General features: G+C 55.0%; 25 protein-coding genes and 1 riboswitch. Of the genes, 2 read left to right on the top strand and 23 right to left on the bottom strand.

All coding sequences use genetic code 11. From position 1 onward, the window contains the following. Positions 1-81 precede the first annotated feature (81 nt). The 17 genes from BN3277_RS10870 to BN3277_RS10785 all read right to left on the bottom strand — a co-directional run bounded on the left by BN3277_RS10870 (position 82) and on the right by BN3277_RS10785 (position 15,906). Complete coding sequence (locus tag BN3277_RS10870; RefSeq protein WP_316244806.1) at positions 82-666, bottom strand: hypothetical protein; 585 nt, start codon at positions 664-666, stop codon at positions 82-84. Continuing rightward, positions 653-2,479, bottom strand: coding sequence for a sensor histidine kinase (locus tag BN3277_RS10865; RefSeq protein ID WP_059042490.1), 1,827 nt, complete (start codon positions 2,477-2,479; stop codon positions 653-655). Before BN3277_RS10865 ends, BN3277_RS10870 begins: the two co-directional genes overlap by 14 nt. Beyond that, positions 2,476-3,156, bottom strand: a complete 681-nt coding sequence (locus tag BN3277_RS10860) for a response regulator transcription factor (RefSeq protein WP_059042760.1) — start codon at positions 3,154-3,156, stop codon at positions 2,476-2,478. The genes BN3277_RS10865 and BN3277_RS10860 overlap by 4 nt, the downstream gene beginning before the upstream one ends. A gap of 211 nt (positions 3,157-3,367) precedes the next feature. Beyond that, entirely contained in the window at positions 3,368-3,568 is a 201-nt protein-coding gene (locus tag BN3277_RS10855) for a hypothetical protein (protein WP_059042489.1), read from the bottom strand. Between the two features lie 22 nt (positions 3,569-3,590). Beyond that, complete coding sequence (locus BN3277_RS10850) at positions 3,591-4,874, bottom strand: ABC transporter permease (protein ID WP_059042487.1); 1,284 nt, start codon at positions 4,872-4,874, stop codon at positions 3,591-3,593. After that, positions 4,867-5,772, bottom strand: coding sequence for an ABC transporter ATP-binding protein (locus tag BN3277_RS10845; RefSeq protein WP_059042485.1), 906 nt, complete (start codon positions 5,770-5,772; stop codon positions 4,867-4,869). The genes BN3277_RS10850 and BN3277_RS10845 overlap by 8 nt, the downstream gene beginning before the upstream one ends. A 38-nt stretch (positions 5,773-5,810) precedes the next feature. Further along, a complete protein-coding gene (locus tag BN3277_RS10840; RefSeq protein WP_059042483.1) occupies positions 5,811-6,737 on the bottom strand; it encodes an ABC transporter ATP-binding protein in 927 nt (308 codons plus the stop codon). Further along, positions 6,737-7,150, bottom strand: coding sequence for a GntR family transcriptional regulator (locus tag BN3277_RS10835; RefSeq protein ID WP_059042481.1), 414 nt, complete (start codon positions 7,148-7,150; stop codon positions 6,737-6,739). The genes BN3277_RS10840 and BN3277_RS10835 overlap by 1 nt, the downstream gene beginning before the upstream one ends. A gap of 45 nt (positions 7,151-7,195) precedes the next feature. Further along, positions 7,196-7,918 (bottom strand): hypothetical protein, encoded by a 723-nt coding sequence (locus BN3277_RS10830; protein WP_059042478.1) that lies wholly within the window; start codon positions 7,916-7,918, stop codon positions 7,196-7,198. A 204-nt stretch (positions 7,919-8,122) separates the two neighbouring features. Then, a complete protein-coding gene (locus BN3277_RS10820) occupies positions 8,123-8,587 on the bottom strand; it encodes a DUF420 domain-containing protein (RefSeq protein WP_059042475.1) in 465 nt (154 codons plus the stop codon). A gap of 71 nt (positions 8,588-8,658) precedes the next feature. Beyond that, positions 8,659-9,609: a cytochrome c oxidase assembly factor CtaG gene (ctaG, locus tag BN3277_RS10815; RefSeq protein ID WP_059042473.1), complete on the bottom strand. Its 951-nt coding sequence runs from the start codon at positions 9,607-9,609 to the stop codon at positions 8,659-8,661. A gap of 187 nt (positions 9,610-9,796) precedes the next feature. Next, a complete protein-coding gene (locus BN3277_RS10810; protein ID WP_059042471.1) occupies positions 9,797-10,117 on the bottom strand; it encodes a cytochrome C oxidase subunit IV family protein in 321 nt (106 codons plus the stop codon). 3 nt (positions 10,118-10,120) lie between these two features. Next, a complete protein-coding gene (locus BN3277_RS10805) occupies positions 10,121-10,747 on the bottom strand; it encodes a cytochrome (ubi)quinol oxidase subunit III (RefSeq protein ID WP_059042468.1) in 627 nt (208 codons plus the stop codon). Continuing rightward, positions 10,744-12,594 (bottom strand): cytochrome c oxidase subunit I, encoded by a 1,851-nt coding sequence (gene ctaD / locus BN3277_RS10800; RefSeq protein WP_059042755.1) that lies wholly within the window; start codon positions 12,592-12,594, stop codon positions 10,744-10,746. Before ctaD ends, BN3277_RS10805 begins: the two co-directional genes overlap by 4 nt. A 98-nt stretch (positions 12,595-12,692) precedes the next feature. Then, on the bottom strand, positions 12,693-13,751 hold the full coding sequence (gene coxB / locus BN3277_RS10795) for a cytochrome c oxidase subunit II (protein ID WP_059042467.1): 1,059 nt from the start codon (positions 13,749-13,751) through the stop codon (positions 12,693-12,695). A gap of 1,070 nt (positions 13,752-14,821) precedes the next feature. Beyond that, entirely contained in the window at positions 14,822-15,577 is a 756-nt protein-coding gene (gene map, locus BN3277_RS10790; RefSeq protein ID WP_059042465.1) for a type I methionyl aminopeptidase, read from the bottom strand. A gap of 140 nt (positions 15,578-15,717) precedes the next feature. After that, entirely contained in the window at positions 15,718-15,906 is a 189-nt protein-coding gene (locus tag BN3277_RS10785; protein ID WP_059042463.1) for a hypothetical protein, read from the bottom strand. A gap of 259 nt (positions 15,907-16,165) precedes the next feature. Here BN3277_RS10785 and BN3277_RS10780 point away from each other — a divergent pair, with 259 nt between their 5' ends. Then, complete coding sequence (locus BN3277_RS10780; RefSeq protein ID WP_059042460.1) at positions 16,166-17,338, top strand: MGDG synthase family glycosyltransferase; 1,173 nt, start codon at positions 16,166-16,168, stop codon at positions 17,336-17,338. 57 nt (positions 17,339-17,395) lie between these two features. Beyond that, on the top strand, positions 17,396-17,734 hold the full coding sequence (locus tag BN3277_RS10775) for a DUF4870 domain-containing protein (protein ID WP_059042458.1): 339 nt from the start codon (positions 17,396-17,398) through the stop codon (positions 17,732-17,734). Positions 17,735-17,738: 4 nt separating this feature from the next. Here BN3277_RS10775 and BN3277_RS10770 read toward each other — a convergent pair whose 3' ends face one another. From BN3277_RS10770 to BN3277_RS10750, 6 genes are all read right to left on the bottom strand, one after another. After that, a complete protein-coding gene (locus BN3277_RS10770; protein WP_059042456.1) occupies positions 17,739-19,124 on the bottom strand; it encodes a nucleobase:cation symporter-2 family protein in 1,386 nt (461 codons plus the stop codon). Between the two features lie 29 nt (positions 19,125-19,153). Next, the gene (locus tag BN3277_RS10765) at positions 19,154-19,750 is read right to left on the bottom strand and encodes a xanthine phosphoribosyltransferase (protein WP_059042454.1); all 597 of its coding nucleotides are present in this window, start codon (positions 19,748-19,750) and stop codon (positions 19,154-19,156) included. A 163-nt stretch (positions 19,751-19,913) separates the two neighbouring features. Then, a riboswitch (purine riboswitch) is annotated at positions 19,914-20,013 on the bottom strand. A 121-nt stretch (positions 20,014-20,134) separates the two neighbouring features. Continuing rightward, on the bottom strand, positions 20,135-20,440 hold the full coding sequence (locus BN3277_RS10760) for a hypothetical protein (protein ID WP_059042452.1): 306 nt from the start codon (positions 20,438-20,440) through the stop codon (positions 20,135-20,137). Between the two features lie 254 nt (positions 20,441-20,694). Beyond that, complete coding sequence (locus BN3277_RS10755) at positions 20,695-21,498, bottom strand: zinc ribbon domain-containing protein (protein WP_059042450.1); 804 nt, start codon at positions 21,496-21,498, stop codon at positions 20,695-20,697. A gap of 412 nt (positions 21,499-21,910) precedes the next feature. Continuing rightward, positions 21,911-22,081, bottom strand: a complete 171-nt coding sequence (locus BN3277_RS25525; protein ID WP_157688711.1) for a hypothetical protein — start codon at positions 22,079-22,081, stop codon at positions 21,911-21,913. 133 nt (positions 22,082-22,214) lie between these two features. Beyond that, the gene (locus BN3277_RS10750) at positions 22,215-25,379 is read right to left on the bottom strand and encodes a DEAD/DEAH box helicase (RefSeq protein ID WP_059042448.1); all 3,165 of its coding nucleotides are present in this window, start codon (positions 25,377-25,379) and stop codon (positions 22,215-22,217) included. Between the last annotated feature and the right edge of the window lie 143 nt (positions 25,380-25,522).

The raw sequence follows: 25,522 nt of genomic DNA, 5'->3' as shown, positions 1-25,522 counted from the left end.
GATCGGTTCGATGCCAATCCCCCGTTAACACAAAACGACCCAAGCCTTCGTGAAGACACGGATGGCTTGGGTCGTTTGTTATTATTTCAACGTAATTTCTTTCTCCCAGGTTAACTCCTGGCCTTGCTCATTGCCGAATACGAAGGTCACTTTCCCCTCTTCGCCTTTCATTTCATCGGGATACAGGAACCCCATAAACTGTCCATTTCCGCTGATATAGAAGCCGTCTCCGCCGTTCTGTCCATGCTGGATCGCTTCCTCCAGCGTATTCACAATGTCGTTCTTCTCGGATTTCCAGTGAATCTCCTTCAGCATATATCCCTCCGGCGCTTTCTTGACAGTGAAGTCAAAGCTGCCCCCTTCGGCCAGCGGCTTGGGCGTTTGGTCGATGACGATTAGGATATCGCCATTGGCGGCACCGTTCTCATCGGCTTGGTTTCCGGCCGTCTCGGCCGGATCGCCGTTTGTCGCTGTCCCCTCATCCGGGTTCGCTGCGTTATTCTCCGATTCGGAGTTGGCCGGTGTCGGGTCGCTGACCCCTGCCGAATTTGAAGCAGTATTCTCATTCTGCGGTGCTCCGGTAAGAGATTTCGTGCCGCATGCGCTCAGCATCAGCACAGCCGCCAGGGCTGCCGTCAAAAGTACCATTGTTTTACGTTTCATCATGAGTTTCTCCTCCGTTTGGGTTTTCTTTATTTTGTAAGGTAAAATAAAACGCTACGCCTTGCTCGGTATTCCGAGCTCCGTATTCACTGCCATGCAGCTCCAGGATATGCTTGACGATCGCCAGCCCTAGCCCGGTCCCGCCGGACTTGCGGTCCCGCGAACGCTCCGCCCGATAAAAGTGGTCCCAGATCCGCGCCAGATCCGCCTCGGCAATAGAAGGGCCGGCATTTTCGATCGTCGTGGTGGTCTTTCCGTCCAGGTCCCGGTGCAGCGCGATGCGGATCGTACTCTGCTCCCGGGCATGGCGAACGGCGTTGCTTAATAAATTCAGGATCACCTGCTCGATCCGCCGCGGATCGGCCCAAACCGTGAGCTTCTCCGGCACGGGGCACTGCTCGCCTGCTTCATAGCTTGGCTTTAACTCGATTCGAAGCCCCTTCGCATCCAACTGCTGGTCAAAGGACTCGCTTACCCGCTGAACAAGGTCGGTCAGGGAGAAGCTGCGGGGATGCAGCTGCACCTTCTTCACCTCAAATTTGGACAGCTCCAGCATATCCATGATCAAAGCGTTCATACGATCGGTTTCGCTGACGATCATCGCCAGATAACGCTCTCGCTTGTCGTCGGCCACCCCATCCTGCAGCCCTTCTGCAAATCCCTTGACGATGCCAAGCGGCGTCTTCAGCTCGTGTGAGATATTGGCGACCAGCTCTTTGCGCAGCTCTTCCGCTTTCCGCTTCTCCTCCACGTCTTGCTGCAGTTGACGATTCGCATGGGTTAGCTCCTTCAGCGCTTCGTCCAAATTGCGCGACAGCCGCGCCAGATGTCGGGACAGCTCGCCGAACTCATCCTTGGACTTGGCTTCCGGCACCGCGGAGAAATCCAGCTCCGCTAACCGGGCCGCCGTCCGGTTTAGAGCAAGCAGCGGACGGGAAACGATCCGCGAGAACATCAGCGACAGCAGCACCACCAGCACAACGATCAGCGGGGCCAGCACGATCACATAACGCTGGAGGATATCCACGGCCTCGCCCACCGGCTGCAACGAGCTTAGCGCTACCATGTATCGCGGGCCGGTCCGCCCCTCGTTGGCGAGCGGCTGCAGCAGCATGGCGTATTCCACGCCGCTCCACGGATCCCGCCATTCGAAGCGAACGGGCTCCCCCTGAAGCAGCCGGGTTTCGGAGGCCGAAGCGTCGGACCGTTGCGCCCGCCAAGCTTGGACCGCATCATCAATCAACGTATCCTGGTAATAAGGATTGTAGGAACGGGAATTCAGCTCCGGCAGCAGGAGATCTATCACTTTGCCTTCCGCACGCACCAATCCCAAGTCCGGCTCAGGGCTCGCCTCCTCCGACAACCGAATGTTGACGGGGTTCATAATCGTATCCAGTTGATCCATAAACATTCCGTCAACCGTCAACGGGTCACCAATCTGAAGCTGCGGGATCTCTTCTCTTGTCGTCCCTTCCGTTGGAATGACAACCTTAATCGTCTTCCCATCCGGGGTCCGCAAATCGATGGAATAAGGTTCATAATGAAGCTGGGCAAACTCCCGATTCAGAATCGCGATGCTGGCGTCATGCCGGTTCATGTATTCGCCCAGCAGCCGGGACACCCGCTCTTCCTCGTTCGGATGTTCACCGTATTGCTTGGCAAAGCTCTCCATGCTTCCGGCCAGCCGGCTGATTTTGGTGCTTCGGTAGAACCGTTCGAAGAACAAGCCCTCAGCCGCCATCACCACCATAAAAGCAAGCAGGACCAGCAGCGAAGTAACGACAAATAATTTGAAAACAACACTATGTCTTTTCATGGATTTGCATCGAATTTATAGCCCGAACGGATCACGGTCACGATGGACCGGCCTTCGTCTCCCAGCTTGGCTCTTAATTTTTTGACATGGGTATCCACCGTCCGGGCATCCCCCAAATACTCGTAACCCCATACCGCATCCAAAATCGCTTCCCGGTTTAGCACCTTGCCGACATGCTTGACCAGAAAAATCAGCAGCTCGTACTCCTTGGGCGTCAAGCTCACCGGCTCGCCCTTGACGGTCACGACATGCGCATCGCGGTTGATCGACAGGTCGCCAAACACTTGCACCTCGCTGGTTCGGCCCACCGTGCCTTCCTTCCGCTTCATCAAAGCGGTGGCCCGCGCGACGAGCACTCTTGGGCTTAGCGGCTTCGTGACGTATTCATCGGCGCCCAGCTCGAATCCGAGCAGCTGATCGTCGTCCTCGGCTCGGGCCGTCATAATGATAATCGGCACATCCGATTTGCCGCGAATCCGCCGGCATACGGACCAACCGTCCATCTCCGGCATCATAATGTCCAGCACGACCAGATCAACGGGGGTTTGCTCGAATATTTCCAGCGCCACCCGGCCGTTCTCCGCTTCATGCACATCCCATTGCTCTTTCTTAAAATAATCGGTGATAAACTCGCGCATCAGCGCGTCGTCCTCCACCAGCAATATGCTTCGTTTCATCCCGGCATCACCTATGCTCCTATTCTGGCCTTTGCCCTTCACTTCTATGAATTCGGGCTGCACCTCCATTCCTCCTTGCAAGACCAAGTATAACGAAGCGATGTGTCCTCCGTGTGAACTTGGGGTGACCAAGAAAAAAAGCCTTGATAGACTACGAGTAGTCCACCAAGGCTTGATATGCTTCTATTGCTTTGTGCGAGCTCTTTGGAGGTTAAGAAGCATTTTTCGCTCCCTTAGGTTTGACACGATAGCGAAGCAGTGCGAGCAGCAGAAATCCGATTCCTGCTCCGTTCATCAGCCCCATCCCAAAATCCGGCATATCCACACCACTTCTACGGATGTACATCGTCAAACCAACGAACAACATCCCGATCATTGTGAATAGGAACCCTTGCATCTTCTCTTTCGTCATAGAGAAACCCTCCTTAAACTCCTTAGATCTTATACGCCTTCATCGCTTTGCGCAGCTCTTTGAAGGAAGGCCGTTTCCCGTACAGCAGGACGCCGGTACGATAAATCTTGGCGGACAACCAGCCGAACAGGAAGATCGCGATGGCCAGGACCACCAGCGAAGCCGCGACTTCCCACACCGGCGGCTCCCCGATGCCCACCCGTACGATCATCGAGACCGGCGAGACAAACGGAATGAAGGAGCTGACCTTCATGAGCAGCGAGTTCGGTGTGCTCAAGCTGAAGATCCCAATATAGAACGCCGCCAGCGACAGCATCGTAATCGGCATCACCGCTTGCCCCAACTCCTCGGTCCGGCTGACCAGCGAGCCGATCGCGGCAAAGAGCGTCGCATAAAGGAAGTATCCTAAGACGTAGAACACCAGACCCAGCACTAACACTTCCACGCGGATGTCGGACAGATGCAGATTGAAGTCCGCCAACACCGGCCGGTTATAAGGCAGCGAGATGTTGATCGCGATCACCCCGGCAAAAACCGCAATTTGCAGCAGCCCGATAAAAAACATCCCAAGGATTTTACCGAACATTTGCGCCAGCGGCGATACACTGGTGATCAGAATTTCCATGATCCGCGAGCTTTTCTCCGCGGTCACCTCAGCCGAGATCATATTGCCCGTCATCATGATCGTCATAAAGAACAGGATGATCAGCACGTACACGATCACAAAGTTGATTGCACCGGCCTCTTCCGCCTTCGTCCCGGCGCCGTCTGCGCCTGATTCCGTCGAAGCCTTCACCGCATCGATTTGTACCGGCGCGCTCAGAGCGGCGATTTGCTCATCGGTCAGCATGCCTTTCGTCAAGTACTCCGCCTTGACGTTCTGCAATGCGGCCTGCAAAGCGGTTTGCAGTCCCATGCCCAAGCTGTCTTTCTTGGAGGTATAAGTCACGGTAGGGAATACGCCCCCATCCCCTTCGGCAAACTGCAGATAACCCGCGATATCCCCAGCCTCGATTGCCGCTTGCAGTGCGTCTGGATCCGCCTGTTCGTACGGAACCAGCGTATAACCCGCTACCTGCTGCTTCTCCGTATAATCCTCAAGCGACTTCGCTAGTTCCGGCTGCCCTTCGTACACGAGACCAATCTTAGCTGGACTATCGTCCCCGCCGGTAAACTTATCGATAAAATAAGGCACATGCAGCCCAATCGTTACGAGCAGCGCCAATACGAGCGTAGTAATGATAAATGATTTCGTTCTGACTTTATTCATAAACGTAAAGCCAACGACCGTCCCCATTTTATTCATTCGACTCACCTACCTCTTTAATAAAGATCTCGTTCAGCGTGGGCTCCTTAATCTCGAAATGCTCCACTTCGCTGACCTCCATCGCCTTGCGCAGAATCTCTTGCGCCGCCGTTACCTGCGAGATACGCACCAGGTAGCCGCGTTCTTTCCGCTCAACCTTCTCCACGCCTGCGATGCGTTCGAGCCCCGTCACTTCTCCTGTAGTATGCAAGAGCACCTCTTCGCGAGGATAACGTTTTTTGATCTCCTGCAAATTGCCCTGCAACACGGTATTCGAACGATGCAAAATCGTAATGTTGCGGCACAGCTCCTCCACATGCTCCATCCGGTGGGTGGAGAACAGGATACTGGTACCTTGGTCGCGCAGCTCCTTCACCGTTGCTTTTAGCAACTCAACGTTAACCGGGTCCAGCCCGCTGAAGGCTTCGTCCATGATGACGATTTTCGGCTTATGGACAACCGCGGCGATAAAGCCCATTTTCTGCTGGTTGCCTTTGGAGAGCTCCTCGATTTTCTTGTCGTAATATTCCGGCACTTCGAACCGATTAAGCCAGTATTTCAAGCTTTTGTCGGCTTCGGCCGCAGACATCCCCCGCAAACGGGCGAGGTAGATGATTTGGTCGCTGACCTTCACCTTCGGGTACAAACCGCGCTCCTCCGGTAAATAGCCCATTTGCGACTGCAGTTCACGGCCGTAAGGCTTGCCGTTATAAAGGATCTGTCCGCCGTCCGGATAGATCAAACCTAACACCATCCGCATCGTTGTTGTCTTGCCCGCGCCGTTAGCGCCAAGCAAACCGTAAATCTCGCCTTCTCCCACCTGTAGCGAAATGTTGTTCACGGCCGTTTTCTCGCCAAATTGCTTCATTACCTTTTCCAAAACCAATGGATTCGCCATATTCCCTCTCCTTCTTGGATACAAAATCATTTATGCCATTAAATCATTGCCGCTTTCAGCGCCGGCTTCACCGGCGGATGCCCTTGAATCCAAAGCTGCAAAATTTCATCCAGCTCCAGGCTGCGGGTCTGCATGACCTGCAAACCTTTGGCCGCGAGGCTCTGCTGCAGCTCCCCTTCCTGTTGCTCCTGAACGATCAGCTTCGTCACCGACGGACCATCCACGCGGAGAATCGTTCCTTCCGGCAAATCATCCGGCGAGCACCCGCCGCTCCGGATCCAAATTTCTTTCCAACTGCTGAATAATTGATCCTTCTCAGCCATTCCTAACACCTGTCCCTGGTGCATTAAAGCGATGTAATCCGCTAGCCGCTTCACTTCCTCGGCCACATGGGTGGCGATCAGAATCGTCATATCCTCGCCTGACATAAAGTCCCGAAGCTCGTCGATCATCCCCTTCCAAGCAAAGGGATCCAGGCCGGAGGAAGGCTCGTCGAGCAGCAGCAACTTCGGCCGGGCGGCCAGCGCCGCCGCGATTTCAAATTTCCGCCGCTCCCCCTTGGACATCCGGTTTAAGCGTTCCCGCTTCGGGATCTCGAACCGGTTCATTAATTCCTCGAACAATCTCTCGTCCCAAGTGGGGTACCAATGCGAACGGAACTGGGCTGCCCGCTCCGCGGTCATATAATTCTCCTCCGGCTCAGGCGCCTCAGGGACATAGCCGATTTGTTGCCGCACCTCGATCGGCATCATGCCGGAGTACCCTTGCCCAAACCAGCGGATTTCCCCCGCATCCGGCTGAAGCGTTTGCTGGATCATTTTCATCATCGTACTTTTTCCCGAGCCGTTAGGTCCGACCAGAGCCACGATATACCCTTTCGGCACTTGGAGCTGCAGCGGTCCAATCTGCTTGCGGCGCCCCTGCTTGACGGCCCCGATCAGTTCGATTGCCATCGACTGTTCCATTAGTCCGTTTCCCCCTTCCTTTGCGATGGATCATACTTCTGCTTCACGATTTGCAAAAACAGCTGCTTTAACTCTTCCGCCTCATATTGCAGGGATTTTCCGGTATCCACGGCTTTTTCGATCGCTTCCTTCACGACTGCGGTGCGGTACTCATCGCGTTCATCCGCAGTAACCTTAGCGACGAACGTACCGGTCCCTTGCCGAGTTCGAAGCAGTCCCTCGGTCTCTAAATCCTGATATACCCGGCGTACCGTAATCACGCTGCAGTTTAACGCGCCGGCAAACTCCCGGATCGAAGGCAGCAAGGTGCCCTCCTCGATTTGTCCGCTGACAATCAAAGATCGAAGCTGTGACTCGATCTGATGATACAGCGGTGCGGCGCTATTTTCGTTAATTTGAATGGGAATCCACACCTTTCTTGCTCACCTCCGCCTTACTCCCGTATTTCCGTGCCATATCTAGGCCAAATCCCGCTTTATTAGTCTTCGCCGCGTCAACGATAACAGGTAGGTTAATCCAAGACCGCCGACAACTAAGGAATACCACATGATGGGGGACAGAACCAGGTAACGCCGGGAGCTTTCCAAGGTGAACGTCATCAGGTTGACGCCATTCAAATTCATCACGATAGCGGTCACCCCCAGCACCAGCATGAGCAGGAACGTTAACCCTAAATATACTTTGCCGCTCATCAGCAGCTCGCAGAAGATGAACACCCCGTTGATCAGTAAACTGTACCCCGTCCAAGTGAAGCAAAACACGATGAAGGCTCCAAAATCCCATGTGTTGCTACTCATCAGGTACGTTACAAGATAAAGACCGCCGTAGAACAAGATCCCGTTCAGCAGCATCGCTGCCCCTAGCTGGATCAGCCGACTTCGCAACACCGTCCGCACCGATATCGGCAACTCTCGATAATATCGCAGCATTTGGGTATATGAGTTTTCCTTAATATAGTTAAATGATCGCCGGCTAAAAAAGAACCCCGTGAACGGAACGATCATCAGCATCATGAAGTCGCTCATCGGATTCATGACGAGCTCGACTTCTTCCCGCGTCCCGATGAAAATGCCGAGCATCAGCGAGACGTACAACATGAAGATCACGTTCCAGATCAGATACAGCCGATCGTTCTGCAAATCTTTGATGAAGATAAACCAAGCGTCTTTCCATCTCTCCAAGTTGATCAACCTCTTTTCAACCCCATTACTTGAAACCGATGATTCGTGATCGCCGATGGGATTTGATATTCACTGTGCTTACTGTTTATATCTTTATACACAGTATATACTGTGCTTATTTTCATGTCAACACTTCCTTCCTCCACGCAAAAAAAAAACGCCAACCGCGCGATTCTGTTAGAATCCGCCATTGGCGTTTTTCATTTACACTCCTAAAATAACTTCCCATACCGGCTTGGTATGACCACCCGGATACATCAGGTAAAGCAGCACATAAACCGCTACACCGGTTACCGCCGTACAGAACCAGATCACCGAGGTCACCCGGCCCCATTTGCGGTGTTTGGCGTATTTGGCCTTAAAGCCAAGCACCAGCGTTGTGATACCGAATACGGCCGCCACGGTCGCCAAGACGATATGAAAGACGAGGAAGGTCTGATAATACCCCTTCAGGTTGTCCGGTCCACCCCATGACGTATTGCCGATAAATACGGTCCGCGACATATAGATCACGAAGAACAGCAGTGCAGCTACCGCCGCGGCGATCATCGTTTTTTTGTGGGCTTCCCGTTTCCCTTTGATGATCAGCCCCCAGCCGATCGCGACCAGCACCGCGCTGATGACGATAAACGAGGTGCTTAACGTCGGAAATAATGTAAACAGATCCAATTGGCATCCTCCTAAAATATACTCCGTAACATAAGCTGATTTCTTATTCTTATCGTGACCCTGCGACGAACTTAGGATCCAGTCTGAGGCGGTGGTGGATTAAGCGGTGCCTTCGGCATCCCCGCACCCATGGCCTCCTCTTCCTCCTCGTTCTCCTGGTTCTCTTGCTTGTACCAATGGAAGAACACATAAGCCAGCATCGACGCAAAGATGAATTCCTGAATGAATTTCATCAGAATCCCGCCCACCTGCTGATCCACGTCCGGCTGCAGGTACCCGAAGAACTGCGGGCCGCCGAATTGACGGAGCAGCATCGCAGGATCGCCGGCGACGCAGTAGCCCATCGCCTTTGCCCAGATCGCGGGATCGCTGTAGGTCGCATAAAGCGGTTCATCCGCAAAGATGATCAAACCGCAAGCCGGTGTTAACAGCACCATGTTGAGAAAAATAAAGCCCATTTTCTTAAGCCCCTGAACTCCGGCCCGTTCGGGCAAGGGATTAACCAGCGTCCACCACATCAGTCCGGCCGCGATAAACAAGATGAAGTAATACAGCCGGTGGATGCCGAAATGAAGCATGACGTAATCATGAACAACCGGCAAATGGTAAAACGAAAATAACCCGTTAAACACCACAGCCGCCACCACCGGACGGGCCAACACCTTCAGCCTTTTCAGCGGGCTGGCAGCTAGATAAGCGGTCACTCGCCGCCAGACCCAAGGCGGCAGTCCCAGCATCAACAGCGGCGGCGCCAACAGATAGGAAAGCGCCATGCTGAGCATATGGAAGCTGAACATCATATGTCCCAGCAGCTCCACCGGCCCGCCTTGAGCCAGGTAAAGCAGCAGCATTCCGGTTACGAACAATAGCTTCCGTCCGGGTGAAACGCGGGAATCCCCCTCCGCCCATTTGTCGCCGCCCGGCCCAATCAGCACAAAGTACCCGGCCGTCGCCAGCAGCATAAAGGCTAAAAACACCGGACTCCAAACCGCCGTAAAATTAAAATATTCTAATCCCAGCACGGCAAACCCTCCTTCCGTAGCGATGTTAGTTCTGTCCAAATTGTGAACAAGCCCGCAAATACGACAAAAACGGTGACAGCGTCCCCGAGGGACGGTACCGTTTCTGTGCCAAGCCTATTATGAAATCTTGCGGTTTAACCCGCAAAAGAGGGGGCCCGCCTGACCGCGAAACCCGCCTCTTTTTCGTTTACCACCACATCCAATATAAAGCGGCGATGATCGCAGTAAATGCAACGAAAAATCCGCCAGCCATGAAGATAATCGGGATCAAGTGCCCTTTATCCTTCATATGCATCCAATAACCCAGTTGAACCAACACCTGTAAGATGGCCATCACCAGCAGCAAAATGACGGTGAAGGCGGTATTTACCCCGCCGGCCGCAACCGCAGCGAAAGCGATCAACGTTAGGACGATGGAGAAAATAAACGCGATGATATGCTTCTCGGGACCTTCATGCCGTTGGCGATGCTTCACCGTAGGCGAACCGTTTGATTCCTGATTAACCATGCGTTAGACCACCTTTCCGAGCAGGTAGACAACCGTGAAAATGAACACCCAGACCACGTCGATGAAGTGCCAATAAATCGCTGACACATAAATCTTTGGTGCTGTGACAACGTTCAGGCCTTTCTTAAAGAGTTGCCCGATCAGCAGTGAAATCCACAGAATCCCGAACAATACGTGCGCCCCGTGGAAACCAACCAGCGTGTAGAACGCGGAGCTAAACGCACTTGTCGTCATGCCGTATTCTTCATGCAGTACATACTCGGCAAACTCATAAATCTCCAGCACAAGGAATGCGAGGCCAAGCAGGACGGTAACACCCAACCAGCCCGCCAGCTTCCCCTTGTCCCCGCGATGCATCGCCTGAATGGCGAACACGCTCGTTAAACTGCTGACCAACAGGATAAAGGTTGCAGCGGCCGTGATCCCCAAGTTAAACAGCTCACTTGCGGATGGACCATCCGCGATTTGATTCCGCAGCGTCAGGAAGGTCGCAAACAAAGTACCAAACAGGACGGCCTCGCCCCCGAGAAATAACCAGAAGCCCAAAATTTTATTGCGGCCTTCCAGCGTCGCCTTTTCCGGTTCATGCGGCAGCGTACCTGTAACATGTGATGTGTTTGGCGTACTCATGCTTTGACCCCCTTCCCATTCAGTTCATCCGGTTCGATATGCCAGCCGTGATCGTCATACAACGAACGGAGCAGCATACACAGGAACGTGATCGCCAGACCGATGCCAACGACGATATAGTTGTTGAACAGGAAGTTCATCAGACCGTTGCCGAAATCATCGTTGGTGAACATAAAGCCCAAACCGGCGATGAACAAGCCGACCGACATCACAAAGGGCAGAATCGTCGGCGACGGCATATGGATCGGACCTACCGGCTCCGCCGGCGTCATTTCTTTATTGCCAGCCATCTTCTCTTTCCAGAACGCATCGATACCGCGTACGAGCGGAATTTGCTTGAAGTTATACTCTTCCGGCGGTGAAGCAATCGCCCATTCCAGCGTACGGCCGTCTTCCCAAGCATCGCCCGCAACGCCTTTTGGCTTGCTCGCCGTGATCGCGATATTCACCAGGAACAAAATCACGCCTACACCCATCAGGAACGCGCCGATTGTACTGATCAGGTTCATTAGATCGAAGCCCTGATTCGGCAAATAAGTAAAGACGCGGCGCTGCATCCCAATCAAACCAAGGAAATGCTGCACGAAGAACGTCATGTGGAAACCGATGATAAAGAACCAGAACTCCCATTTCCCAAGTTTCTCATCCAGCATGCGGCCGAACATTTTAGGCCACCAGTAGTGCAGACCGGCAAACAAACCAAGCACCAGGCCGCCTACGATAACGTAGTGGAAATGCGCGACGACGAAATAGGTATCATGATACTGGTAGTCCGCTGGCGCCGATGCCAGCATGACCCCGGTAACCCCACCCATAACGAACGTAGGGATAAACCCGGAAGCAAACAGGTTTGCTGTCGTAAAGCGGATTTGCCCGCCCCACATCGTGAACAACCAGTTGAAGATTTTGATCCCCGTCGGAACGGCGATCAGCATGGTCGCGATGGAGAACAGCGCGTTGGCGACCGGCCCCATCCCCGTCGTAAACATGTGGTGCGCCCAAACCATGAAGCCCAGGAAGGCGATCAGGATCGTAGCAAACACCATCGAGCTATAACCAAACAACCGCTTGCGCGAGAATGTACTTACAACTTCGGAGATGACCCCAAACGCCGGCAGGATCAAAATGTAAACCTCGGGGTGTCCGAAGATCCAGAAGATATGCTGCCACAACACCGGGTTGCCGCCGCTCTCCACATTAAAGAAGTTAGCGCCGAGAATCCGGTCGAACGTCAACAGCACCAGACCCACCGTGATCGCCGGAAAAGCGAACAGGATCATCGCCGACGTGACGAACGTAGTCCAGGTGAACATCGGCATCCGCATAAAGGACATGCCCGGCGCACGCATCGTGATGATCGTCGCCAGGAAGTTAATGCCGCCAATCAGCGTCCCGAGACCCGCGATCTGCAAGCCGATCGTATAGAAGTCGACCCCGTGCGTCAAGCTGTAGGTCGTTGACGACAGCGGCGTATACGAAGTCCAGCCGGCATCCGGCGCACCGCCCATGATCCAGCTGAGGTTCAGCAGCAAGCCGCCGAACAGGAACGTCCAGAACCCGAGGGCGTTCAGAAATGGAAACGCCACGTCCCGGGCCCCGATCTGCAGCGGGATGACCGCATTCATCAGAGCAAAAATCACCGGCATGACACCGAGGAAAATCATCGTTGTGCCGTGCATTGTAATCAATTCGTTAAACTGCTGCGCCGACACGAAATCATTCATTGGTTTCGCCAGCTGCACGCGGATCAGCAATGCTTCGATACCGCCGATCCCAAAGAAGAAGCCGCCTGCAATCAAATACAAAATGGCGATTTTCTTGTGATCGACCGTCGTCAACCAGTCCATTAATCCCTTGTGCCGCTTGACAGTGTGAGCATGAGCCAAGGTTTGTACCCCCTCTTTTAATTCCTATCCATCCATGCCGTCCTTAGAGGCACGCAAGATTAATAAGATAATTTGCTGTTTGCCAAGTAGTCGGCGATCGCTTCGATTTCCGCATCCGTCAGCCCGAGATCTTCTTTCGGACTAGGCATCTTATTGCCTGGTTTCACTTTTTGCGGATCTGTCAGCCATTCCACCAAATTATCCTTGACCGGTTTGCCGTCGATCGGTTTGCCGGATGCTTCCGCATTATGTAAAATGCTCGCTACCGTCTCTCTGCTGCCGATGCCTGTCAGGTTTGGCCCGATCGGTCCGCCTTGATCGCCAACCGCGTGGCAGCTCAAGCATTGCGTCTTAAACACTTCCGCTACGGCAGGATCCTGAATCGTCTGCACCGGCGCCTTCATCGCTTCTACCCAACGGTCGAAGGATTCCTGGCTAACCGCCTTAACCTTGAATTCCATGAATGCATGGGATTTCCCGCACAGCTCGGCGCACTTCCCGAGGTAAACCCCTTCGTTCGTAGCTTCCAGCCAAGCTTTGTTGATCGTTCCGTCCGTATTCGTATCCGTTTTACCGCCGAGCGAAGGCACCCAGAAGGAGTGCAGCACGTCAGCTGTCTTCAGCTCAAGCGCAATTTTCTTGCCCGTAGGAATAATCATGTCCTGGGCCGTTGTGATTCCGTATTCCGGATAGGTGAACTCCCACCAGAACAAATGCGAGGTGACCTTCACCTTCACCGCATTGGCATCCTTCGAATAGTCCTCACCAAAAGCAAATACCTTCTGCACGGTGGCAACCGCCAAAATCAACACCAGTACCAGCGGGATCGCTGTCCAAATAATCTCCAGCTTATGGTTGCCTTCAACCTGCTTCGGAATATCGGTTTGACCCGGCTTGCGGCGATACTTGACCCACACGTAAGCGGCAATCCCGAATACGATCAGCATCACGACCACCATGATCGTAATCGACAGTTTAATTAGTCCGAGCTGGCCTTCGGCTACCGGACCCTGCGGTCTGAGCACGGACAGGTCTTCGCGGCCGCATGCGGACAAGAGGAGCGCCAGCATGGCAAACATCGGTGCCAGCCGCTTAACAGCCTTCCACGGTTTCATCATTGATCTACCCCACTTCTTACGTTTTCTTCCGCAGCATCACAGAGATTCCCAGCCTAAGCAGCCCGAAAATCTACCTGTCTATCACGGAAACTACATTCCTGTCAATTACAACAATCACCTATTAAATATATGATCGAACCCCATGTTTGTCAATGATTCAGGGGCAGTTCACAAATTGTTCAAAAATCCGAAAAGCCGCATCACAAAAGGTTTTGCGAACGTTTTCTCCGTTTCGACACCGACTGAAAAGGCTGCCAATTTCGAACATTTTCCGGCGAATTGTGACGTTTCTTCGCTCTGCTTCATTTTTGACATTTCTTCAAACTTTATTTCATTTTCGTCAAAGAAAACTTCACTCTAACGGACCTCAATGACCTTATTTGCCCCTTTCCCGGCTATTTCCCGCTGTAACGGACCCCAGAGACCTTATTAAGCCTAATTCGTGGCGATGCAACTGAAAATCTCCGAAATAAGGTCTCCTGGTTCCGTTAGAGCTCGGGACACTAGCCGATGGGGCAAATAACGGCGCTGAGGTCCGTTAGGATCCTGAAGCTCGCGCGGGAACTAAGCGTATCTCTATCGGACCTCAATGACCTTATTTGCCCATTTCCCGGCTATTTCCCGCTGTAACGGACCCCAGAGACCTTATTAAGCCTAATTCGTGGCGATTCAACTGAAAATCTCCGAAATAAGGTCTCCTGGTTCCGTTAGAGCTCGGGACACTAGCCGATGGGGCAAATAACAGCGCTGAGGTCCGTTAGGATCCTGAAGCTCGCGCGGGAACTAAGCGTATCTCTATCGGACCTCAATGACCTTATTTGCCCATTTCCCGGCTATTTCCCGCTGTAACGGACCCCAGAGACCTTATTAAGCCTAATTCGGGGCGATTCAACTGAAAATCCCCGAAATAAGGTCTCCTGGTTCCGTTAGAGATCGGGACACTAGCCGATGGGGCAAATAACGGCGCTGAGGTCCGTTAGAATACCTAAGCAGGGACGTAGTGGAGCAACGCAAGCATAGCCTTTCCTAATAAGAAAAAGAGAGCGTCGCAGCGCTCTCTCGTCTTATTCCTATTCCCCGTTTGTCAGCACCCGCGGTCCGTCCTCCGTGATCGCCAGCGTGTGCTCGTAATGCGCTCCCAGGCTGCCGTCCGCAGTACGGATCGTCCAGCCGTCGTCCTCCCACAACACGGCGCCGGTGTCCCCGCCGGTGAAGATCGGCTCGATCGTGATGACCATCCCCGGCTGCAGGGTTACCCCGCTGCGCGGCCGGCCGAAGTTAGGCACGTCCGGCGCTTCATGCATGGCCCGGCCGATGCCGTGGCCGATCAGCGGCTTCACGATGCCGATGTTTGCCGCCTGCGCCACGTGCTGCACCGCGTACCCGATGTCCCCGACCTTCTTGCCGGGGACCGCCTGCGCGATACCGGCCAGCAAGGCCTGCTCGGTGGTCGTCAGCAGCTTCTCCGCCTCCTCGCTCACTTGCCCGATCCGATAGGACCAGCCGGAGTCGGCCATCCAGCCGTTTTTGCCCACAACGATGTCGATCGTCACGATATCTCCTGCCGCCAGTTTCTGGTTCCCCGGGAACCCATGGCAGACCACATCATTGATCGACGCACAGGTTGCAAATGGAAACCCGTGGTATCCCTTTTGCTCCGCCGTAGCTCCCCGTTTCTCCAAAAACGACTCCACAAAGGCGTCGATTTCCAACGTCGTAATGCCCGGTCCAATCATTTTGGCGATTTCGCGGTGGCATTCAGCCAATATCCGTCCCGCCTCGCGGATCCGCTCGATTTCTTCTTTGGTTTTTAATCGTACCTTCACGTCCTGATTCTCCTCCCGCTGCCGTCCGACGATTGTTTTCGTGAGATTCCCGTCAGTTTAATATATGTGGGAACGGACGAAAAAAACCGTCCCGTACGCCCAAGGCGCCGGAACGGCGAATATGCTTTCATTTAAATGATTCAGGAAACGGACGAGTCCAATTTCCCGAGCTCATGCTCAACCAGGTGGGTCAATTCCTCTTCATAGCCGCCCATAATACGATACTTGCGGACATATTCTTTCACGAACTTCTTCGGATCCTTCGGTTTGAAGATTCGGGTCATTTCCCGTAAACTTTCTTTTACTTCATCATGACCTTTCGTTGCCATAGTGATTCCCTCCCAGAACGCTTAAGGTAAATGCTGCCGAAAAGTGTAGGTTCACATTCAATGAAGTCGTGCCGGCTATTCAGTTGTATGGAATGACCTCCTATTCCCTTATTGTAACATATTCAGGATTAGGTTTCAGCTTTCTTCCAATCGTACATTTTTTATCCGCTGCCCCTAATAATATTTATTAACGGGATGTGGGGGTAAACTACAAACAGCTGACTGCCATTGCCTGGACAAGAAGAGGAGTGAACCAGCCATGATTTCCCGACCTCCAAAAATTATCATTTTATATGCCAGCTACGGGGATGGGCATTACCAAGCCTCCAAGGCGGTTGAGGCCAGCTTGCGGAACAAAGGCCTGACAGACGTCCTATTGCTTGATCTAATGGCGGAGGCGCATCCGCTGATCAACGGGTTAACCAAGTTCGTGTATTTACAAAGCTTCAAGACGATTCCCGGCCTCTACGGCTGGGTTTATAATGCCACCAAGCAAATGCCGCAGGAAGCGCCGCTGCTCGAGGTGATCAATTCGTTTGGCATCGGCAAACTGCAGCAGACATTGCGACAAGCCCGTCCGGATCTCATCCTTCATACTTTCCCTCAACTCGCGATGCCCCGGCTGCTCAAACGAACCGGTCAGTCGCTGCCGCTTGCCAATATCATCACCGACTTCGACTTGCACGGAAGGTGGATTCACTCCGGGGTTGACCGCTACTACGTTGCCACCGACGATTTGAAAGCGGAAATGATCGACCGCGGGATTCCCGGCGACCGAATTCAGGTCAGCGGGATTCCGGTGAAACCGGAATTTGCCGATTCACAGCAACCCGAAGGCGCGGAGGATGACTTGCCTGCTCCTCTCCAAGGACTTATCCCGAACCATACCCGCGGAAAAACCACCGTTCTGCTGATGGCAGGAGCCTACGGTTCCATGCAAGGGGTTCGCGAAGTTATCGAACGGTTAAACGCCTCGGAACGTTACCGCATCATCACCGTTTGCGGGAGAAACCGCGAGCTTTACCGCTCGCTCCAGGAGCAGCTAAATCCCCATCCCGATGTCCATGTGCTCGGATACGTCGAACAGATTGCCGCCTTGATGCGGAAAAGCGACTGTATCGTAACCAAGCCGGGGGGCATCACGTTGTCCGAAGCGCTGTCCTGCCGGCTGCCGGTGTTCGTGTACCGCCCCGTTCCCGGGCAAGAGCTCAACAACGCGCGGTACCTTGCGCAAAAAGGCGTAGCTTCCATCGCCCGCACCCCTGCGGAGCTGACCGAGGAAATCGACGCTCTCTTCGGGAACGAACACCGGCAGGTCGAGCTTCGCCGGAAAATAGAAAACCTCCGCCGGCCAAAAGCCGCGGAGGTTATTGCAGACGATATTTTACAGCAGTGGTTCGCACCTGATCGGACCGAGCTGGTTCTTTCGTGAGAGGGCTCGTCATACATTAGGATAAGACAATCCTCCCTGAAAGAAGGTGTCGTCCTGATGTCCCCTTTCAAATCATCCACCGGCCTCTACGAAAACGTCGCCGGCTTCCTGTGTTACCTGTTCGCTTTTGTCGGCGGCGTCGCGTTTCTCGCACTGGAGCGGCGCAGCCGATTCGTACTGTTCCATGCCCTGCAATCGGTCATGCTGTTTGGCGGCCTGATGTTGGCCCATGCCTTGTCCGGCTTCCTGCCGGTCATCGGCATTGTCGTCAATCTGCTGCTGACCCTGCTTGGCGTCACCCTTTGGGTTGTGCTGATGCTGGCTACGCTCCAGGGAAAATGGCTGAAGCTGCCTTGGATCGGCGAGCTGGCCGAGCGTCAGCTGCAGCGGATGTAGCCTCTCATTGAGCCACGCTGCTGTATGCCGTCGCACTGGCGGGTTCTTGAAGTTCAACCGCTTCTTCTGCCAAAGCCGGCTTGCGCTGCCCACTCCAGCCGTTAAACAGCAAGTTCATCCCAATCGCCGTAAAGCTGCCCGCCACGATCCCGTTGTCCACCAGAATCCGCAGTGCGGCCGGCAGCCGGTCAAACAGCTCGGGCATCACGGTCACACCTAATCCCATGCCGACGGAACAAGCGATGATCAGCAGGTTTTCATGCCGGTTTAAATCTACCTGATCGCCCAACATCCGGATCCCGGAGGACAATACAAGTCCAAACAACGCGATCATCGCTCCGCCGAGCACCGACGTCGGCACCAGCTGCGTCAACGCGGCGATTTTGGGCACGAAGCCGATCAGAATCAGCAGCGAGCCGGCCACCACGATCACGTCGCGGGTTTTCACCCGGCTCATCTGGACAAGCCCGACATTTTGCGAATACGTCGTATACGGAAACGAGTTGAAAATCCCTCCGCGCATGATCGCCAGCCCTTCCGCCCGGTACCCCCGCGTCAAATCCTTATCGGTAATCTCTTTATCTACGATTTTGCCAAGCGCCATAAATACGCCGGTCGATTCGGCGACACTTACGATCGCCACTAGAATCATCGTCAAGATTGCGGAAGCGTGGAACGTCGGTTTGCCAAAGTAAAACGGCTGTACCGCATGAAACCAGCTGGCTTCCTTTAGCGGTGTCAAATCGACTTCACCGGCGAGCGCTGCCACCAGCGTCCCTACGATCAACCCCAGCAAAACGGAGATGGAACGCGGAAAGCCTTTGGCAAAGCGGTTCATCAAAATGACGAACAGCAATACCCCAAAGCCCAGCACAAGGTTCAGCGGGCTGCCAAAGTCCGGATTCTCGCCCGGGCTGCCGCCGCCCAAATCCGAGATCGCCACCGGGATCAGCGTAACGCCGATAATCGTGACGACGGAGCCGGTAACGACCGGCGGAAACAAAGCGATCAGCTTGCCGAACAAACCGGCAAACAGGAATACAAACAGCCCGGAGGCGATGATTGCGCCGTAAATGGACGAGACCCCAGCGCCATCCGTCAGCCCGATGGCGATCATGGGCGACACGGCCTGAAAAGCGCAGCCCAGCATCACCGGAAGCCCGATGCCGAACCAGCGATTCCCCCACACCTGAAGCAGCGTCGCGACGCCGCAAGCCAGCAGGTCGATGGCGATCAGGTAGGTCATCTGCTGAGCTGTGAAGTTCAACGCGCCTCCGACGATCAGCGGGACGATCACGGCTCCGGCATACATCGCCAGCACGTGCTGCAACCCAAGCGATAGAGTTTTAAAGGGATGACGGTGTTTCTGAAAAATACGTTCGCGTTCCATTGGATTCTAGTTCCTCCCCGAATTGATAGTTAATCCCATGAATGATTAGGTGTATCCTCGACGAAAGCCACTGCACCGTCTTCCAGCGAGGCGATCCGAACGAGCGATTCGACGCGGTATCCTGCTTCGGTGAGCAGCCGGGCTCCCGGCTGGAATGACTTCTCAATAACGATTCCGATGCCGGCGACAGAAGCCCCAGCTTTCTCCACGATGCGGGCCAGCCCGAAGGCAGCCTCGCCGTTTGCCAAAAAGTCGTCTACGATCAACACCCGATCTTCTGCACACAGAAACTTTTTCGACACCGTGATCTCGTTGGTTTCCCGCTTGGTGAACGAGTATACTTTTTCCACATAAATGTTGTCCTTGAGTGTCAGCGACTGATGCTTGCGCGCGAAGATCATCGGCACGCTAAGCTCCAGCGCGGTCATGATCGCCGGGGCGATCCCGGAGGATTCAATCGTCAGCACCTTCGTGATGCCTTCACCGGCAAATCGCCGGGCGAACTCGGCCCCCATTTCCTTCATCAGCACCGGATCCATTTGATGATTCAGAAACGAATCCACCTTCAACACCTGGTTTCCCAGGACGATCCCCTCTGCCATCACTTTGTCCTTCAACAGCTTCATTGCGGTTATCCCCTCTCCCATCGATCATCTTTAACTATCCGCAAAACGCAAAAAAGCCCATTTCCTGAGCGGAAATGGACCTATAAACAGAAAGCCCCCGATGCGTACCGAAACAGCGAAAAAACAGGCGAAAATACACCTGAAACCTCCGCTTCCCGGGCTTATGCACGGCGTTACTTTCCGTAGTCCGATCATTCCGGTGATCAGGTAGAGACATGCAGGCCAATCCCTGCACTTATACGGAAAATTCATAGATGAACACACAATGTTAGAAGTATAACGCATCCCGCCCGGGAAGAGGAAGAGGAATTTTGAGGGTTTCGTGAAAACTTTGCAACGCTTTGTTTCAAACAGCGCCACCGTTACATCGCCGAGGATTTCAAACTATAGCGGCTTAGGCTCCCGCGGCAACAGGTTGGTGAGCAGCGTCTTTAATTCGCCGTCTTCCTTGTAGGTTTTCTCTCCGGTATCAAGGCGGCGTACCCGGATCTCGCTGTAATCTGCGCCGGCTTCCGTCGGCTTGAATACGAGGTTTTGTTGATCCTCCAGACGCAGCTTATATCCCATCTCTTCGAACATTTGCAGAAAGTCGCTTTCGGACGGAGACTTTCCGGGATCGAGGAAAAGCAGACCACGCAAGCTCTTCACCTCATCCTTATGTACGACATCAAAATGTACGATGCATTCCACGTACCTCACGCTCCTGTTCACTGGATTATGCGGTATAGCATCCCCCTCCTCAAGAGGGAGCATCCGCTCGAAAGCGGGGCAAGATCCGAGGAGGGCGTTGAAATAACGAAGCCGGCACAACAGCTGCGGAGCCGCTGCGAAACCTTTGCTCCTGGGCCGCCGTACCGGCGTATACCGCATGCTTATCTATTACTACGAATGAGTGCGCTGCCGGGGCAGTTGAGTTTATGACAACCTGATGAACTTTCGCTTCGCTAAATTTGCTCTGAGCCGCAATGCGGGCACCATTTGGTGCCTTTCACCAGTGTAGAGGAACAAATTTGGCATTTGACGGTGGCCACGCCGCCGATCATCACTTCCACTTCCGGACTCTCCGGCTGCGGAGCTGCAGCGTTCTGAGACCAGCTGCGAATGCGGCGGTCCAGCTCCTCCTGGCGTTTGCGTTCCCGGTCCAGCTCGCGTTGCTGACGCTCCTCCTCCTCCGGATCTACCGGTTCGACGGCCTCCGTCGGTTGTGCCCCCGGTTCCCGCGGCTCCGTCTTCTCGCGAACCAGGGAAGCGGCTAGCACCAGCGTATCCATCTCGTTAATCGCTACCGGCTCCATGACCGGAGGCTCCGAGCTGACCGCCGCCTCACGTGAGACCGGCGGCTGCACCGGTTCTGGAGCCGGCTTCAGCAATTCCGCTGGAACGGAGGGTTTGGCCTTCATCAGCTTATGGCCGCAATATTGGCAGAACAAAGCATCCTCCGCCACGTTCCGGCCGCAAGCGCCGCAGAGGCGTTCATTTTTGAGCTCGGCGATTTTTAACCGAATTTCGTCGCGTTCCTCCGTGAGCAGATCACAGGTTTTGGCCAGCTCCAGCATCTCTTTTTCCGCATTGGCCATATCCTTATTTCGGTAAGCCTCGTAGAACACTTCGCCCATTTTTTGAAAATATAAACCCAGTTCGCGTTCGATATTTGAAATTTGGGTGTTCAGTTTACCGATCTCCACGACATTTTGCGCGCGATCGGTAACCTTGCCCGCACCGTCCTTTAACCGTTGTAAAAAATTCATGACATGATTCCTCCCCGCGAAATATTCACTATCATACCAGATTTTGCACCCCCGTGAAACCGTCCTGCGACTCAGGACGCGGCTTCTCCGGCTTTTCACCCCCCTCTGGGGGACGCGGTATCGCTCACCTTTTGCGGACCTCGGCCCTCCTTCGGGACAAAATGTTGCAATTAGTACAACATATGTCCGAGCAACCCCGGGACAGCACGATAATGTTGTAGAGGGTACGACTTTTTTGCCCAAAAGGACGGATAACGGGGCGAAAAGGTTACAGGGAATACAGTATTTTCGCTAGTTCAGAGGCGCGGGGAGGGGAGGCCGTCTGTGGCGGAGGAAATAGAGGTGGGTGGGTTGCCCCGATGAAGCAACCGCGCTGACCGCGCCTTGCAGGTCCTGTCTCTTCTACACATCACTAGGTGTGTTCCAACAGCCGGCGCAGCAGCGCCGGCTTCTCCCGCTCCGCCGGCGGCGACAACGGGATCTGCACCGCATGATCCGGTGCCAGCTCTACCTGCAGCCCGTCCGCTTCATAGCGGACCTGCGTCGCGCCGGATTCCTGCGCTATCGTTTGGGTCCTGGTCATGCGTATTCCTCCTCGCAGCTTTTTATCTCCACATGCTTCCGGTTTCAATCGACAACGTATGGCCCCGTCATTCCACTCGTTCCGCCGCTACCGCCGTTCGCACATCCAATGCGTAACTTTTGCGGAAGCGGGTTCAGCCAAACGCACCTTCCGGGAAAAGCCCGCCTTCCTGCAGCTCGATCAAGCTGCGGAGCTCCTCGTCGCTCATTTCTGTCAGCCATTGTTCGCCGGAGCCAACCACTTGCTCCGACAGCGATTTTTTACGCTCGATTAATTCATCGATCCGCTCTTCCAGCGTCCCTTGGCAGATCAGCTTATGCACCTCGACGTTCTTCTGCTGCCCGATCCGGAATACCCGGTCGGTCGCCTGGTTCTCCACCGCCGGGTTCCACCACCGGTCATAATGGACGACATGATTGGCCCGGGTCAGGTTGAGGCCAACGCCACCCGCCTTCAGCGATAACACGAAGATCGGCGAGCCCTCGCCGTCCTGAAACGCCCGTACCATCGTATCCCGGTCGGCCTTCGGCACACCGCCGTGTAGAAAGAACGGTCGAATGCCGTACCGCTCCGCCAAACGCGCCTGCAGCAGCTCCCCCATCCGGACGTATTGGGTGAAGATCAACGCCGCTTCCCCGCTGTCCATAATCATATCGAGCAGCTCGCCCAACCGCTCCATTTTACCTGAACGCCCAAACGCAGCCGTCTCCGGCAATCGCGCGCCTTGAACAAGCTCCGGGTGATCGCAGATTTGCTTCAGCCGGGTCAGCGAAGATAACACCAAGCCCTTGCGGGCGATACCGTTTTGGCTGCCGATCCGGCCAAGCAGCTCCGCCGTCACGGATTGGTACAAGCGGGCTTGCTCAACGGTTAACGTACAATAGGATTTCAGCTCAATTTTCTCCGGAAGGTCCTTGCGGATATCCGGATCGCTCTTGAGGCGGCGCAGCAGGAACGGCGCCACCAGCTTCCGCAGCTTCTGCAGCTCGCCTGCTTGCTGCTCTCCCCCGGCACCGGTATACCGCGTCCGAAACGAGGCGTGCGTGCCCAGATATCCGGGATTCAGGAATTGAAAAATCGACCAAAGCTCGCTTAGCCGGTTTTCCACCGGGGTGCCGGTCATGGCGATCCGGTGCGGTGCGCTGAGCTTCATCACGCTTTGCGCCTGCTTGGTTCCGTAATTCTTAATGTACTGGGCTTCGTCCAGCACCACCGTCGTCCACTCGACCGAACGCAGCTCCTTGGCATCCCGGCCGGCCAGCTGATAGGTCGTCAGAATGACGTCGCATGCCCGGTACTCCTGCAGGAACCGGTCCTCATGATACCGGTCGCTCCCATGATGCACGTACAAGCGCAGCTCGGGAGCAAATCGGGAGAACTCCCGCTGCCAGTTGCCTAACAAGGAGGTGGGACAGATGATCAGGCTTTTGCCCTCCGTCTGCCGGTTCCCATCCAACAGCACGGAAATCACCTGCACCGTTTTCCCCAAGCCCATATCGTCAGCCAGCAGCGCGCCGAACCCCAGCTCGCGCATTGTGGCCAGCCACTGATACCCCCGTTCCTGATAGGGGCGCAGCGTCCCGTTGAGCCCGGCAGGCACCACTCGCGGTTGCAACTGCCGAACTGCACCGCCGGCCATCAGCATGGACAGCATCCCCGTCGTTTCGATGCCGGCGATATCCACACCCTCCAGCTGCACCTCCTCCTCGCCGGAAGCCAGGTGCATCAGTTCGCGAAAGGTCAAGGTTCCATTCTCATGGCGCTTCATAAACTTCAGCACCTGGCGGATCTCCTTCACATCCACTTCAATCCATTCGCCGCGAAAAAAAACGAGCGGCAGCTTCGCCGATGCCAGCTCGGCCAGCTCCTCCCGGGTCAACTCGCGGCCCCCGAGCAGCACCTCGGCTTCAACGGCGACCAGTTGGTCCACGCCCAGCTTCGGCATTCCGGCTGCCCCGCCATCCGGCAAATCACCCGCAAATCCGTGAGCTTTGATGCGGACTTTAGCGGGACGCCGCCCTTCTCGAGTCCAGCGGCTCGGCATCTGCACGGTCACGCCATGCTTGCGCAGTGCCGGAACGGACTTGCTCAAAAAGGCAAACAGCTCCTCCGGCTCCAAGAGCAGCTCCTGCGGTCGCGGGGCCTCCAGAGCAGCGGCCACCTCCCGGGAGACGCCGGCCGCCTTGCTCAGCCGCAGCAGGAAATTCTCCTGTACATTCCGGTACAGGAGCCCGTAAATCTCCATGTCCGGCTCCGGGTAGCTCCAGACCAGACCAGCCGGCAGCAACACGCGGGTATCCTCGGCCCCTTCGGCCCAGAAGCTCAACCGCCAGGCAGAGGTTGCGGCAGCTGCCCGAGCCCCTGCCTCTTCCCCGCCTGCCTCATTGGGCTCTACCCGCAGACAGAGCCGCAGGCTCCCCGTTGCAACCCCGCCGGCTTCGGGTTCCTCAGCCCGGGGACGACCGCCCCCGGCGGCGGTAATCTCTGCGCTTAACTGCTCCAGCTCTGCCGAGCTCCCTTGGATATCCGCAGGCGGCCCGCCGGTCAGCAGGCCGTTCCACCACAGCTCGGCGAGCGGCGAAGAGCCCCGGTGGTAATCGGCCCGGCTGGGATTTAACTTTCGTCCCAAGTCCTGAACCGCCCCGCGCGTTTCGTGATCGATCATCGCGGTTAGAAACGAATGCAGCACCGCCATCTGCCGGTCCTCAAGCGAACCTTCCTCTTCAGAAGCAACTCCCGCCCCCGTTTGCACTGCGGCCAGACAGATCGGCGGCATCGCACCCGCCAGACGTTGAAACCGCGCCGCATCGTCCGTCTCCGTCAGCAGCGGCCCCCAGGCTGCTCGCATTTGACCCTGTGCACCGCGTCGTCTTCCGGTGGCAGTCACCGGACGTATGGTCGGAGCAATCCGGCCGCGCAGCAGCAGATCCAGAGCAAATCGGGCCGCTTTGCTCCAATAGCCCATTTCTGCTCCCGGCTTGATCTCCTGCTCCTCCCAAGCCGATTCGTCCCATTGCAGCAGCAGGCGCCACGCTTCCGGTACCGGCAAAGCCAACCCCTCCAGGGACCGACCGATCAAGCTTCGGCGCTCCCCGTTTTTATAGGACCTCCGCACGGATGAGACCGGATACCTGACCTCCGCCAGCCGCAGTACGGCATGCTGAAAAGGCCGGACTCCCGGCTCCAGCTCCTTACGCCGAAGCACTGCGGTCCAGGCATCCACTTTCGACTCCGAGACTTCTCCGGAGAAGCAAAACAACACATCGCCTAGCCATATTCCATAAAGACGTTGATTCATGATGATCTCCCGTCGGTTATCCTGATTCCTACCCAAAATTCATTACTAACATCTTATACGAAAACCGCAGGAGATAAAACCGCCTTCCTCCCCACCCTTATCTTTTGAAAATAATTGGGGAATATTGCAAAGTAGCGAAGACG

The organism is Paenibacillus rubinfantis, assembly GCF_001486505.1.
Classification (GTDB): domain Bacteria; phylum Bacillota; class Bacilli; order Paenibacillales; family Paenibacillaceae; genus Fontibacillus; species Fontibacillus rubinfantis.
The sequence above is the reverse complement of the archived record's forward strand: the minus strand, read 5'-3'. Positions and strand labels throughout refer to the sequence as shown.

Bases quoted from the DNA above. Each gene is read 5' to 3' on its own strand.
- BN3277_RS10870 (WP_316244806.1), bottom strand. From the start codon at position 666: ATGATGAAACGTAAAACAATGGTACTTTTGACGGCAGCCCTGGCGGCT.
- BN3277_RS10865 (WP_059042490.1), bottom strand. From the start codon at position 2,479: ATGAAAAGACATAGTGTTGTTTTCAAATTATTTGTCGTTACTTCGCTG.
- BN3277_RS10860 (WP_059042760.1), bottom strand. From the start codon at position 3,156: ATGAAACGAAGCATATTGCTGGTGGAGGACGACGCGCTGATGCGCGAG.
- BN3277_RS10855 (WP_059042489.1), bottom strand. From the start codon at position 3,568: ATGACGAAAGAGAAGATGCAAGGGTTCCTATTCACAATGATCGGGATG.
- BN3277_RS10850 (WP_059042487.1), bottom strand. From the start codon at position 4,874: ATGAATAAAATGGGGACGGTCGTTGGCTTTACGTTTATGAATAAAGTC.
- BN3277_RS10845 (WP_059042485.1), bottom strand. From the start codon at position 5,772: ATGGCGAATCCATTGGTTTTGGAAAAGGTAATGAAGCAATTTGGCGAG.
- BN3277_RS10840 (WP_059042483.1), bottom strand. From the start codon at position 6,737: ATGGAACAGTCGATGGCAATCGAACTGATCGGGGCCGTCAAGCAGGGG.
- BN3277_RS10810 (WP_059042471.1), bottom strand. From the start codon at position 10,117: ATGGTTAATCAGGAATCAAACGGTTCGCCTACGGTGAAGCATCGCCAA.
- BN3277_RS10805 (WP_059042468.1), bottom strand. From the start codon at position 10,747: ATGAGTACGCCAAACACATCACATGTTACAGGTACGCTGCCGCATGAA.
- ctaD (WP_059042755.1), bottom strand. From the start codon at position 12,594: ATGGACTGGTTGACGACGGTCGATCACAAGAAAATCGCCATTTTGTAT.
- coxB (WP_059042467.1), bottom strand. From the start codon at position 13,751: ATGATGAAACCGTGGAAGGCTGTTAAGCGGCTGGCACCGATGTTTGCC.
- BN3277_RS10785 (WP_059042463.1), bottom strand. From the start codon at position 15,906: ATGGCAACGAAAGGTCATGATGAAGTAAAAGAAAGTTTACGGGAAATG.
- BN3277_RS10780 (WP_059042460.1), top strand. From the start codon at position 16,166: ATGATTTCCCGACCTCCAAAAATTATCATTTTATATGCCAGCTACGGG.
- BN3277_RS10775 (WP_059042458.1), top strand. From the start codon at position 17,396: ATGTCCCCTTTCAAATCATCCACCGGCCTCTACGAAAACGTCGCCGGC.
- BN3277_RS10770 (WP_059042456.1), bottom strand. From the start codon at position 19,124: ATGGAACGCGAACGTATTTTTCAGAAACACCGTCATCCCTTTAAAACT.
- BN3277_RS10765 (WP_059042454.1), bottom strand. From the start codon at position 19,750: ATGAAGCTGTTGAAGGACAAAGTGATGGCAGAGGGGATCGTCCTGGGA.
- BN3277_RS10755 (WP_059042450.1), bottom strand. From the start codon at position 21,498: ATGAATTTTTTACAACGGTTAAAGGACGGTGCGGGCAAGGTTACCGAT.
- BN3277_RS25525 (WP_157688711.1), bottom strand. From the start codon at position 22,081: ATGACCAGGACCCAAACGATAGCGCAGGAATCCGGCGCGACGCAGGTC.
- BN3277_RS10750 (WP_059042448.1), bottom strand. From the start codon at position 25,379: ATGAATCAACGTCTTTATGGAATATGGCTAGGCGATGTGTTGTTTTGC.